The sequence below is a fragment of the Pseudarthrobacter sp. MDT1-22 genome (genome assembly GCF_054511035.1).
In genome coordinates this window covers 37,794-49,954 of sequence record NZ_JBTNDK010000015.1, presented here as the reverse complement: position 1 = coordinate 49,954, position 12,161 = coordinate 37,794, and the positions used below count along the sequence as shown (strand labels likewise).

Here is a 12,161-nt window from a genome sequence, read left to right as displayed (position 1 = left end):
ATTGTCAAAAGTCAGGGCAGGCGGTCATTCGTCAGGTTCGGTGGCCACAGTTTATCAAGGCACCACTGACACTTTTCCCGCACCGGACCGTGGGTCCCTGGAATTTCGCCGGTGTCCGGCGTACCATCTCCGCGATGTTCGCCAGGGGCGGATACGATTCAGCCTATGAACACCGCAAGCGCTCCTGAGGCCATGCAGCCGTCATCGGAACTCGCGTCCGGAACCCAGGCCACCGGCAAGGGCCGAGTCCTCGCCTGGGCCGCCTGGGACTGGGGATCTGCGGCCTTCAACGCGATCATGACCACCTTCGTTTTCACCGTCTACCTCACCTCCAATGCCTTCGGCGGCAAAGATCAGGCTTCGGCCGTTCTTGGCGGTGCGCTGGCCGTTGCGGGGATCGCCATCGCGCTGCTCGCTCCGGTGACCGGGCAGCGCTCGGACAACGGCGGGCGCCGCAAGCTGTGGCTGGGGGTCAACACGGCCGCCGTCGCCATCCTGACGGGCCTGTGCTTCTTTGTGTTCCCGCGGCCGGAGTTCCTGCTGCTGGGCGTTTCCCTGATCGCGCTGGGGAATGTGTTCTTTGAGTTCGCCGGGGTCAACTACAACGCCATGCTGGCCCAGATCTCCACGCCGAAGAACATCGGCAAGGTCAGCGGGTTCGGCTGGGGCATGGGCTACCTGGGCGGCATTGTGGCCCTGCTGATTGTGCTGCAGCTGTTTGTGCAACCGAGCTTCGACTGGTTCGGCGCCTCCACCGAGGACAGCCTGAACATCCGGCTGGTGGCCGTGTTCTCCGCCCTGTGGTTCTTCATCTTTGCCCTGCCGGTGCTGTTTGCTGTCCCGGAGCTGCCGCGGCCGGAGCGGGCCCAACCGTTGGGCGTCCTGGCCTCCTACCGCCTGCTGATCCGCCGGATCAAGGCAATCTACGCCACCAGCCCGCACACCATTTACTTCCTCCTGGCCAGCGCAGTGTTCCGGGACGGCCTCGCGGCCGTGTTCACCTTCGGCGGGATCATCGCGGCCGGCACGTTTGGCTTCGAATTGTCCCAGGTCATCTTCTTTGCCATCTTCGGCAATGTGGTGGCGGCCGTGGGCGCCATCATCGGCGGGTTCCTGGACGATCGTGTAGGGCCCAAGGCCGTGATCATGGGTTCCCTGGTGGGGCTGCTGGTCGCCGGGACCATGATCCTGGTCCTCGGCAACGAAAACTACATCTTCTTTGGCACGGCGTGGGCCGGCAGTACCACCTTCTGGGTCTTCGGGCTGTTCCTGTGCCTGTTTGTGGGGCCTGCCCAGTCCTCGTCGCGGGCATACCTGGCCCGGCTGGCACCCCACGGCGAATCCGGCGAGCTGTTCGGCCTTTACGCCACCACCGGGCGTGCCGTCAGCTTCCTCGCTCCGGCGCTGTTCACCCTGTGCATCACGCTGGCCACTCCCCTGGTTGCGCCCGGCGAGGCCCAGCGCTGGGGAATCCTGGGCATCATGGTGGTGCTGCTCGCCGGCCTGCTGGTCCTGCTCCCGGTAAAGTCGCCGGACAAGACCGCCATCGCCGTCGTTCCAGCCTCCTAGCGCGAACGGACACTTAAGCCCCACCCCCTTGAAGCGCGAACGGGCAGCAGATGACCTCAAATCCGGGGTCTGACGTCATCTGCTGCCCGCTCGCGCCGTCTTCGGCACCCCCGCCCGAAACCGGCCTGCAAAGACTAGGCTGGTGGTATGAACGTGGACGAGACTGACCTCCCCGGCCTGGGCCGGCGGAAGGACTTCATGACGACTTCCGGCCGCCGCATCGGCGTCGTGGAGCTGCGCGAGGGCACGATGGAACTCATCGTTTCCACTTGGGACGATCCCGACACCTGCCAGGCGTCGATTCCCCTGACCGGCGATGAGGCCGCCACCCTGGGTAACCTCCTGGGCGGGCAGCACCTTGCCATGAAGCTGACTGAAGAGCACCGGGAGATCCCGGGCATCGTGACCCGGCAGTTCTCCATCGCCCCGGAATCCCCGTTCCAGAACCAGCCCATGGGGAAGGCCTGCATCCGCACCCGCTGCGGAGTCTCGATCGTGGCGATCATGCGTGAAGGCGAAGTGCTCCCGTCGCCGGGACCCGACGTCGTACTTCACTCTGGTGACCTCCTCGTTGCAGTTGGAACGCAAGAAGGCCTCGATTCGGCGGCCGATATCCTGCGCAACGGCTGAGCGTCATGGACCCGCTGGCCCTGACCCTCATTGAACTGGGGGCCGTTGTGTTCTGTCTCGGCCTCCTGGCCAGGCTGGCCGGACGGATCGGAATGTCACCCATACCGCTCTACCTCGTTGGCGGACTCGCCTTCGGCGCAGGCGGCGTGGTCAAGCTTGAAGGTATGCAGGAATTCGCACATCTCTCCGGCGAAATCGGCGTGATCCTGCTGCTGCTTATGCTCGGTTTGGAATATACGGCTGCCGAGCTTTTCACCGGTCTGCGCAGGTCCTGGCAGGCCGGTGTTCTTGACCTGGTGCTGAATTTCATCCCCGGCGCGGCACTGGCGCTCCTGCTCGGCTGGGGAGCGGTGGGCGCCATGGTTATGGGCGGCGTCACGTACATATCGTCCTCAGGGATCGCTGCCAAGGTCATCACGGACCTGGGCCGGATCGGTAACCGCGAGACCCCCGTGGTGCTGTCCATCCTGGTGTTCGAGGACCTGGCCATGGCTGTGTACCTGCCCATCCTCACCGCCACCCTCGCGGGTGTGAGCTTCCTGGGCGGGCTCACCACGGTAGCAATCTCGCTGGCGGTGGTCACCGTCGTCTTAATGGTGGCGCTGCGGCACGGCCACCGTGTATCAAAAGCGGTGCACAGCGAAAACTCCGAAGTATTCCTGCTCAACCTGCTCGGTGCCGCACTGCTGGTGGCCGGCGTCGCGTCCGCCCTGCAGGTTTCGGCCGCAGTGGGCGCGTTTATGTTGGGCATCGCGATCTCGGGGGCTACCGCCCACAGCGCCACCCGGATCCTGGAACCGCTGCGGGATCTCTTTGCGGCCATCTTCTTTGTGGCCTTCGGGCTCAACACAGACCCGTCGACCATCCCGCCGGTACTCGGCTGGGCTCTGATCCTGGCGGCCATCACTGCCACTACCAAGATGCTCACGGGCATCTGGGCTGCCAAGCGGGCCGGAATTGCACGCCCGGGCCGCTTCCGTGCAGGCGCCGCCCTGATAGCCCGCGGCGAGTTCTCCATCGTTATCGCCGGCCTGGCCGTGGCGTCGGGCGTGGTCCCGGACGATCTCGCCGCCCTGGCAACCGCCTACGTGCTGATCATGGCCGTCCTCGGGCCGCTGGCCGCGCGCTATGTGGAACCGGTGCTCAAGGCGTTCGGCGGGCCTGTCCGGTTGGCCGCGAAGGCGTAGGCCACCACACTCCCCGCACCGAGACGTGAGATCCCGGCGCTATAACGGACCGTTGGCGCCGAGACCTCACCCCTCGATCCGCCATCCCGCCCGAGCAAGGGAGTCCAGTACCCGGTGGGCGCACCCGTCGAAGCCCCACTGGCGTACATGCCCGGCTGTGACAGTCACCGATGCCCAGCCGATGGCCGCGATGGACTCGTCCCGCCGGATGTCTGACTCACGCTGCGTTCTTCCAAGTGATGCCGGCCATCGTAATTAACGGCCACCTTGAAGTCCGGAAACGCCACGTCTGGCCAGGCAAGTTCCCACCCAGTAGCGTCCTGCACCACGTACCTCAGCGCGGGTTCCGGCAGTCCGAGCCTTCCGATGGCCAGCCGCAGCCGGGTCTCCGGCGCGGAATCGGCCCCGACCCGGCACAGTTCCAGAGCCTGCCTGGCTTTCCGGAAACCGCGGGCGCCCGGGGTGGAGTGGACCTGCTCAAGAAGGTCCCCGAGTGAACACAGCGCGTCCTTCTTAGGCCCGAAGCTCCTCGATTGGCTGCAGATGAAGTAGTCCGCCGCCACCAAATCCTCCAAGTCCAGGACCGCGGCCAAGTCCAGCCACGTCCGCGCAGGGCAGGTGACCGGGACGCCGTCGAGTTCCCCCATATCCTGGCTGCGAAGGCCCAGCCGGTGACCGGATACCCCCTTGCGCACCGGCCGGGCGCCTCCGCCGATCTTCGCCAAGTGGATTTTCAGCTCGTTCTGAAGTGCCAATGGCAGCGGGCAGCCCCACAGCAGCGCCGCGGTGGCCAGACAGCAGACGAGACCGGGAGAGAGTGTGGCCAGCAATGCGCAGGTGTGGTGAAGAGGCTGCGACGCACCCCAGGGAACCCGTACTCCGCGGCTTGCCACGCGGAGATCACGCCGCCATGCACGCGCAGCGGGGACGCCGGCGTGGACCTGCTCATGAAGGGTCAAGGAACGTCCAGCGAAGTGGTCCGGAAGAGGTGAGGGCTGCCGCATGACCTATTGTTGGCACAGCCGGGCTGCCCCAACCCGGTTATCCACAGAGTGGAGGAGTAGTGGTTCCCAAGCTGCCGCACCGAGAGGTTAGATCTCGGCGCCAAGACGGACGGTTAGAGCCGAGACCTCACCCCTCGATGGAAAAGGCTCAGACCTTCGTGCGGTGGAAGTTCAGGTGGCTGCGGCTGGCTGTCGGCCCGCGCTGGCCCTGGTAGCGGTTGCCGTATTCGCCGGAACCGTACGGGAACTCAGCAGCAGAGGTCAGCCGGAAGAAGCACAGCTGGCCGATCTTCATGCCGGGCCAGAGCTTGATGGGCAGCGTGGCCATGTTGGACAGCTCCAGCGTGACGTGGCCGGAAAACCCCGGATCAATGAACCCGGCCGTGGAGTGCGTCAGCAGGCCCAGACGGCCCAGGGACGACTTACCTTCCAACCGCGCAGCAATGTCGTCCGGCAACGTGACGGCCTCGTAGGTGGAACCAAGGACAAACTCGCCGGGGTGCAGGATGAACGGCTCACCGCTCTCCACCTCCACAAGCCGCGTCAGCTCGGGCTGCTCTTCGGCGGGGTCGATGTGCGCGTACTTATGGTTGTCGAAAAGTCGGAACAACCGGTCGATCCGCACGTCCACCGAGGATGGCTGGACCATCGCGGGATCGTACGGTTCGAGGACGATCCGTTGGGTGTCTAGTTCGGCACGAATGTCGCGGTCAGAGATCAGCACCGTCCCAAATTACTATGCGTTGTCCACAGCGCACACTTTTTCGTTGTTGCTGTCGCCTAGTGGGGCTAATGTTGCCTCAGCATGTCAGCCGCCGGATGGTCTCCCGGTTGGTACAACTGAACTGATCTGGGGTTGGTTTTGAATAAATTTGCGGCGCCCGCCGTTGTGGCCATGTTGTGCGCGCTCGCCCTCGTGTCCCCGGCCGCCGGCATGTATTCCGGCCCGCCGGAGAATGCGCCGTCCGTCCAGGCTGGTGCCTTTGGACCGCGCACGGTCACGTTGGGACCGTCGGGAACAGCGGACGACGGCGGCGCGCCCGACGTTGAGACCGGCACCGGTTCCCCGCTCGCCCCGGCCGTGGAACCGGTGATCACACCGGCATCACCCGCCGGAGAAGGCACGTCAGGGACCGCAGCGGCGCCGCCGACGGCGACGGTGGCTGCCCCCGAGACCGCCACCTCCGAGCCCCTCGCCCCCGAGCCGCCTTCCCTGCCACCCCTCTGGGCCCCCGACGCGGAACTGAGCCAGAACAAAACCGCGGCTCCCACCCCGCCGACCCCCGCAACGGAATCCATCACTACCGAATCCCTTGGCACCGAGGCCCTGGTGCCGGACAGCAACACGGCCGCCATCCTCACGGTTTTCAACGAAATCAACAATTACCGGGCGGCCAACAGCCTGGCCCCGGTCAAGTACCACCCCACGGTGGCCGGCATGGCGCAGGAATGGTCCGACAGCATCGCGTCCCGGGACGTCATTGAGCACCGCGCCAGTTTCTGGACCGATCCCCGCGCCCTGAGTCCGAACAATGGCGCCGGCGAGGTCATTGCCATCCGCACGGACCGCAACGCGGCGCAGTTGGTGGAGTGGTGGAAAAACTCCGAGGGCCACAACGCCATGCTGCTAGACCCGCGCTTCAACGTCATGGGCGCCGGGATCTCGTACACGAACAATCTGTACACCATCTGGGGTGTGGTGAACTTCTTCGGCTACACCACCCTGCCCGCCGGCACCGTCACCTCCCCTGGAGGCAGCTCCGCCGGCGGGGGCGCCTTCCCCGCCCCAACGCCAACCGTGTGCGACCCCTCCGTCAAACACATGCCGCCCACCCTGGATTTAGGCAGCGCGGCCATCACCAGTGCCGCTGATCTGGTGACCATCAACGCCTCAGGCCAGCTCATCAACCGCCCCTCCACAGGGAACAGGACCTTTGGTGCTGCCAAGGTCATCGGCTCCGGTTTCGGAACGGCCAAGGAAGTATTCACCACGGACTGGGACCGCGACGGCGCCTATGACCTCCTGACGCAGTGGAACGACGGACGGCTGACGCTCCACCGGGGTATCGCTACCGGAGGGTTCCAAACCTCGTTCACGCTGGGCTCGGGCGGCTGGGCGACGTTGACACTGGCCGTCGGCGGCTGGTGCGCCAACAACCGGCTCCCCCAATTGGTCGCCCTGGATACCGCCGGCAACCTGTACCTCTACCCGAACGTGGGCCTGGCGGACATGTCATCACGCACAACCATGGCCACGGGAGTATCGGCCAGGAAGCTGAGCATGGTGGACTATGACGCCGACGGTTTCCAGGATCTCCTGGCCATTAGGTCCGACGGCGGTGTGCAGCTTTACCGCGGAGCTGGCACTCCGGCGCCACGCGTCGAAGCCCGGCTCACCGTCACCACCGGCTGGCAAGACGTCACCGGGATCCGTCCGCTGCGCGACGTGACAGCCCTGAATTCCACGGGGGTCGCGCTCCGCCGAGCCAACGATGTGGTGCAGTACTGGGACCTGAGCAGCGGAAGCCTTGCGTCGCCGTCGAACATTACCGGCAGCTGGGCGGGCCAGCGGCTGGCGCAGTAGCCCTCAGGCGGCCGTCCGCACTTCCAGGACATCTTTGAGCCGTGCGAGCTGGGACACTTCGGCCCTGATGGTGCGCTGGATGCCGGTGTTCATCAGGCCCAGGAGGCCTTTGGGCTGGTACTCGAGGGCGAACCTGACGCGGGTGCCGGCCGGTTCGGTGCTGAGGTAGTACCCGCCGGTGGGCTGCGACGGTCCCGAGATCACACGGAACTGGATCTCGGCGCCCGGCCTGGCCTGCGTTATTTCGAAGTCGGCGGGGATTGTCCGTCCTGACCGGCCCGTGGTCGTCTGCCGGTAAACGGCGCCCTTGGTTCCGGCAGCACCGGACATCAAGCCGATGCTGCGGATGCCCTTGCGCCATAGGGGAAGGTTCATTCCGTCCACCAGGAACGCGTACACGGTCATTGCGTCGCACCGGATAAGCACCTCGTGCTCTGCAAATACCATGGGAGTCCTTAGTTAGCGGCTGGTCAGGTGGTAGCCCGCCCCACCCCCATGACACCGCAGCTAACGGGTTCAGAGTAGCCACTCGGCCCGCCCCGGACCTAGCCACCGACGGCGCCGTTATTGAAGAGTTACTGGATGACGCGGCCGGTAGCGGCCATCCCGGCGGACACGGGTCCAGTGCGTGGTCACGGTTGCTGGCGCGTGATCGCATCTGCGCTAAGCTAAGTTCTGCCCCGCTCAAAACGGGGCGATGCGGCTGTAGCTCAATGGTAGAGCGCTAGCTTCCCAAGCTTGATACGCGGGTCCGATTCCCGTCAGCCGCTCCAATGTTTCTCACTACCGTTTTCGCACCACAGCAGCGGGCGCGCCGGCGCGGCGAATCCCACTCCAAACGGCCATCACCCGGGGGCCGTTAGGCCCAGCCGTGTATCGTCAGAAGTCAGGAACCTCTTCGGTTCCGCTACAGGAGCAATCATGGCTGACAAGTCCCCGCGTCAAGCAGCATCCAAAAAAGCCGGCAAGTCCATCAAGGAAAAGCGCGCCGACAAGCGGGCCGCCGGAGCGCCGGCCACCTCCCTGGACATCACGTCCAAGGCCGCAAAAAAGAAGTGAGTGGCCAACAGAGCCACCTGACCCTCGGCGTCCTGGCATCCACCCGGAAACCGGACGAACGCCGCCTCCCCATCCACCCCCTGCATTTCGAGCGGATCGCTCCGGAACTGCGCCAGCGCATCATCCTGGAGCAGGGCTACGGTGAGCGCTTCGGCGTCTCGGATGACCAGCTCTCAACCCTCGTGGGCAAAATGGCCACCAAGGAAGCGCTGCTTGCGGAGGCCGACGTCGTACTCCTGCCCAAGCCACAGCCTGAGGACCTCGCGGAACTGCGCGACGGCCAGATCCTCTGGGGCTGGCCGCACTGTGTCCAGGACCGCGCCATCACCCAGCTGGCCATCGACAAGAAGCTCACGCTCATCGCCTTCGAAGCGATGAACCACTGGGCGAGCGACGGCGGATTCGGGCTACACGTGTTCCACAAAAACAACGAGCTGGCCGGCTACTGCTCGGTGCTTCATGCGCTCTCGCTCACCGGCTCTACGGGTGATTACGGCCGCCGGCTCAGTGCCGTGGTGATCGGCTTCGGCGCGACCGCCCGCGGCGCCGTGACCGCGCTGAACGCGCATGGCATCCACGACGTTCAGGTGCTGACCAACCGCGGAGTTGCGGCGGTTGGTGCCCCGATCCACTCGGTCAACATCGTCCAGTTTGATCACGACGACAAGGCCCCCTTCCTGAGCCAGGTCATCACCGAGCGGGGCCGGGTACCGCTGGCGCCGTTCCTGGCCGAGAGCGACATCGTGGTCAACTGCACGCTGCAGGATCCGAACAATCCGCTGACTTATTTGCGGACTGAGGACCTCGCGGCGTTCAGCCCGGGCAGCCTGATCGTGGACGTTTCGTGCGACGAGGGAATGGGCTTCAGCTGGGCGCGCTCCACCACGTTCGCAGAACCGATGTTTACCATGGGCGACCACATCAACTATTACGCGGTGGACCACAGCCCGTCCTACCTCTGGAATTCCTCCAGCTGGGAGATCAGCCAGGCCCTGCTGCCGTTCCTTGAGACAGTCATCGGCGGCCCCGCGGAGTGGGACGGTAACGAAACCATTTCCCGCGCCATCGAAATCCGCGAAGGCGTGGTCCTCAACAAGGACGTGCTGGAGTTCCAGCGGCGCGAGGCCGAGTACCCGCACCTGCCGGCGTAGGCTCTGCCGCCTTGGGCCGCGGCGTAGGTGCCGCGGCCCAAGGTCTGCAGCCCTTTACGCCGTGGCCCCCTACGCCGTGGCCACCCGGCGGACGATCCGCAGCGGGTGGCGGCGGTCCTTGAGGTCCACCCTGAGCGCCAGCGCGCCTTTTCGGGCCAGGACGACGGCGACAGTCACCGCGGCGAGCGCCGGCACCCCGCCGGACACCATGAGTGCCACATGCGGGTCCACGTGCTCGGCGATCCACCCGAGCATGGGCCCGCCGATGGCCTGGCCGCCGATCAGCACCATGATGTACAGGCTCATGACCCGGCCCCGGATGCCCATGTTGGAGCTGATCTGGACGAGCTGGTTGGAGCCGGTGAGGAACATCAGGCACCAGAATCCGGACAGGACCATCACCACGCTAAACCAGAGCATGGACGGCGCCAGGGCGGCCAGGCACAGCATCAGGCCATACATTCCGGCACAGAACACCACGGAGCGGAGCCGCAACTGGCGGCGCCGTGTGGACGCGACGGCACCGGCCAATGCCCCCAGTGCCACCAGGGCGTTCAGAAGGCCATAGCCGCCGGCGCCGACGTCGAACACGTGGTCCGCGAACGCGGCGAGCAGCACGGGCAGGCTCATGGCGAAGACGGAGATGAAACCGGCCATCAGCCACGGCCAGTAGATGGTGGGCTTGCTGAGCGCATACTGCAGTCCTTCCCGCAGCATGCCCTTCTTCTTGGGCGCAGGGGCACTAACGAACAGCTGGTTCTTGCGCAGGAGCAGCAGCATAGCCACGGTGGAGCAGCACGCCAGCGCATTCACGGCGAAGGCCCAGCCTGCGCCGACCGCGGTGAGCAGCAGTCCCGCCAGTGCCGGACCGATCAGGCCGCCCAGCTGGAACGTCGTGGAGTTGACGCTGATGGCGTTCCGGAGGTATTTGGGGCCCACCAGTTCGTTGACGAACACCTGGCGCGCGGGCTGGTCCAGCACGGTGACCAGGCCCAGCAGCAGCGCGATGACGTACACGTGCCACACTTCGATGGCGCCGGTCAGGGCAAGTGCCGCGAGCGCTGCGGCGAGGACCGCGGCCAGGCTCTGGCACAGGATGAGGATCCGGCGTTTGGCGAACCGGTCCGCCATCATGCCGCCCCACGGCCCCAACAGCAGCGACGGCAGGAACTGCAGGGCCACCGTGATGCCCACGGCGGTGACGGAGCCGGACAGTTCCAGCACCAGCCAGTCCTGGGCGATCCGCTGCATCCAGAGGGCGACGACGGCGACAAAGTGCCCGATCGCGAAGATGCGGAAATTGGGGACTTTCAGGGAGATAAACGTGTGCCGCCAGGGGAGGTGTTCACTAACGACGGCGATGGGTTGGGTCTGGGCGGAGGCGGCGGTAGCGGACGCGGAGGCGGAGTCGGAGTCGATGACGGGCTGGCTGACGGTTGCCGACGTTGGCGGTGGGGGTGCCACAGGGATGTCCTCAGGGAAGCGGGCGGACTGGGATGCTTCCCACGCTAGGCTGGTTCAAGGTGATTATGTAGCCCTATCTCGCCTATAACTAGCATTACAAAGCGTAATATTGCCCACTCTGACGTGGGTGGACAGTCAGCCGCAGCCAAAGGAGTCCACTGTGTACGAACCCACCCAGCTCCGTTCCTTCCTGGCCGTAGCCGAGACGCTCAGCTTCACCAAGGCGGCGGAGCGCCTGGGCTTGGCACAGCCGACCGTCAGCCAGCATGTCCGCAAGCTGGAGACGGCGGCGAAGCGCATCCTCATCAGCAGGGACACCCGCGATGTCCGGCTCACGGACAACGGTGACGCGATGGCCGGCTTCGCCCGCACCATCCTTTCGGCCCACGATGCCGCCACCCGATACTTCTCCGGCTCGGCCATGCGCGGCCGGCTGCGGTTCGGCACGGCGGACGACCTCGCCATCACCGGCCTCCCCCGGATCCTTCGCGAGTTCCGCCAGGTCTATCCACAGATCAACCTTGAGCTCACCGTTGGCCAGAGCGACCAGCTGTACAAGAAACTCAATGCCGGCCAGCTGGACCTGGTGTTTGTGAAGTGGGTGGCTGGCGTCAAGGACGGCACGGTGGTCCAGCACGACACCTTTTCCTGGGTGGGGCTGGAACAGACGTCGCTGGAGCCCGGGCATCCCGTACCGCTGATCTCCTACCCCTCCCCCAGCCTCAGCCGGAAGCTGGCCATCGATGCACTGGAATCAAGCGGCCGGACCTGGCGGATCACGTGCACTACCCGGCAGATCAGTGGTGTCCTGGCGGCACTCCGGGCAGGCATCGGCGTGGCTGTGATGCCGACGTCGCTGGTTCCCGAAGACCTCAAGATCATCACCCGCCGGTTCGACCTGCCTCCAGTGGGCGATGTGGATTTCACCCTGATCCGGAACCCGCTGGCCAACGCCGAAGTGATCGATGCGCTGACCCAGACCATCGTCGGGCGGACGCTCAAGAAGTCGGTTTGACCGAATTTGCCGCAGGAATCAGGACTGGAAACGAACCATTGAAGTAAAAGCCCGCCTCGCCTATGCTGGAATATCCATGGGTCAAGCAGTGGCCGGTTCAACACTACGAGTGCGCCATGCAGCCCATGATGCGGCCGCACTCGGGATAGGCAGCCAATGACGACAGCCGAGAACACCCATTTACACACTGTATATACCCAGCGACATAGCACCATACGGCCGCTGGTCACGCATCATTCCAGCCATAACGCCGGTATTTCGCGGGCGGCCGAGTACGTCGGCAAACCCACGTGCGACAAGTGCGGCACGGATGAATTCATTTATCTTGAGTCCTACATTCCACCGGTTTACCGGCGTGACGGGGCGGTCAGGACACTGGGCGAAGTCGCCTACACCTGCACCCATTGCGAAGATTTCTCGGCCCACAATGTTCCTGCATCGTGGACTCCCCCAGGCTGGTATCTGGGCTAATTACCAACTGTCTCCAGGCTCGCCCCC

At 65.2% G+C, this 12,161-nt stretch carries 11 protein-coding genes and 1 tRNA gene; 8 read left to right on the top strand and 4 right to left on the bottom strand.

The genetic code is table 11. The features are described from left to right. Nucleotides 1-165 precede the first annotated feature (165 nt). The 3 genes from ACX80M_RS13030 (at nucleotide 166) to ACX80M_RS13020 (ending at nucleotide 3,386) form a co-directional block, all read left to right on the top strand. Entirely contained in the window at nucleotides 166-1,569 is a 1,404-nt protein-coding gene (locus ACX80M_RS13030) for an MFS transporter (protein WP_252599163.1), read from the top strand. A gap of 147 nt (nucleotides 1,570-1,716) precedes the next feature. After that, nucleotides 1,717-2,199 (top strand): cation:proton antiporter regulatory subunit, encoded by a 483-nt coding sequence (locus ACX80M_RS13025; protein ID WP_056341364.1) that lies wholly within the window; start codon nucleotides 1,717-1,719, stop codon nucleotides 2,197-2,199. A 5-nt stretch (nucleotides 2,200-2,204) separates the two neighbouring features. Next, complete coding sequence (locus ACX80M_RS13020; RefSeq protein ID WP_252599164.1) at nucleotides 2,205-3,386, top strand: cation:proton antiporter; 1,182 nt, start codon at nucleotides 2,205-2,207, stop codon at nucleotides 3,384-3,386. A gap of 164 nt (nucleotides 3,387-3,550) precedes the next feature. Here the strand turns inward: ACX80M_RS13020 and ACX80M_RS13015 are convergent, their stop codons facing one another. Together ACX80M_RS13015 and dcd are read right to left on the bottom strand one after the other, a co-directional pair. Continuing rightward, nucleotides 3,551-4,216, bottom strand: a complete 666-nt coding sequence (locus ACX80M_RS13015) for a hypothetical protein (RefSeq protein WP_252599165.1) — start codon at nucleotides 4,214-4,216, stop codon at nucleotides 3,551-3,553. Nucleotides 4,217-4,538: 322 nt separating this feature from the next. Further along, nucleotides 4,539-5,114, bottom strand: a complete 576-nt coding sequence (dcd, locus tag ACX80M_RS13010; RefSeq protein ID WP_252599167.1) for a dCTP deaminase — start codon at nucleotides 5,112-5,114, stop codon at nucleotides 4,539-4,541. 138 nt (nucleotides 5,115-5,252) lie between these two features. Here dcd and ACX80M_RS13005 point away from each other — a divergent pair, with 138 nt between their 5' ends. Continuing rightward, entirely contained in the window at nucleotides 5,253-6,974 is a 1,722-nt protein-coding gene (locus ACX80M_RS13005; RefSeq protein ID WP_308216163.1) for a CAP domain-containing protein, read from the top strand. Between the two features lie 3 nt (nucleotides 6,975-6,977). Here ACX80M_RS13005 and ACX80M_RS13000 read toward each other — a convergent pair whose 3' ends face one another. Beyond that, nucleotides 6,978-7,421, bottom strand: coding sequence for an SRPBCC family protein (locus ACX80M_RS13000; protein WP_058930847.1), 444 nt, complete (start codon nucleotides 7,419-7,421; stop codon nucleotides 6,978-6,980). A 252-nt stretch (nucleotides 7,422-7,673) separates the two neighbouring features. On the opposite strand from ACX80M_RS13000, the gene ACX80M_RS12995 reads away from it, so the two are divergent. The 3 genes from ACX80M_RS12995 to ACX80M_RS12985 all read left to right on the top strand — a co-directional run bounded on the left by ACX80M_RS12995 (nucleotide 7,674) and on the right by ACX80M_RS12985 (nucleotide 9,184). After that, nucleotides 7,674-7,747: transfer RNA gene (locus tag ACX80M_RS12995), tRNA-Gly, on the top strand. A gap of 148 nt (nucleotides 7,748-7,895) precedes the next feature. Continuing rightward, entirely contained in the window at nucleotides 7,896-8,033 is a 138-nt protein-coding gene (locus ACX80M_RS12990) for a hypothetical protein (RefSeq protein WP_167349828.1), read from the top strand. Next, nucleotides 8,030-9,184, top strand: a complete 1,155-nt coding sequence (locus ACX80M_RS12985; RefSeq protein WP_252599168.1) for a N(5)-(carboxyethyl)ornithine synthase — start codon at nucleotides 8,030-8,032, stop codon at nucleotides 9,182-9,184. Before ACX80M_RS12990 ends, ACX80M_RS12985 begins: the two co-directional genes overlap by 4 nt. 69 nt (nucleotides 9,185-9,253) lie before the next feature. Here ACX80M_RS12985 and ACX80M_RS12980 read toward each other — a convergent pair whose 3' ends face one another. Next, nucleotides 9,254-10,648, bottom strand: a complete 1,395-nt coding sequence (locus ACX80M_RS12980; RefSeq protein WP_252599169.1) for an MFS transporter — start codon at nucleotides 10,646-10,648, stop codon at nucleotides 9,254-9,256. A 160-nt stretch (nucleotides 10,649-10,808) separates the two neighbouring features. Here ACX80M_RS12980 and ACX80M_RS12975 point away from each other — a divergent pair, with 160 nt between their 5' ends. After that, complete coding sequence (locus ACX80M_RS12975) at nucleotides 10,809-11,663, top strand: LysR family transcriptional regulator (RefSeq protein WP_056341377.1); 855 nt, start codon at nucleotides 10,809-10,811, stop codon at nucleotides 11,661-11,663. Nucleotides 11,664-12,161 lie beyond the last annotated feature (498 nt).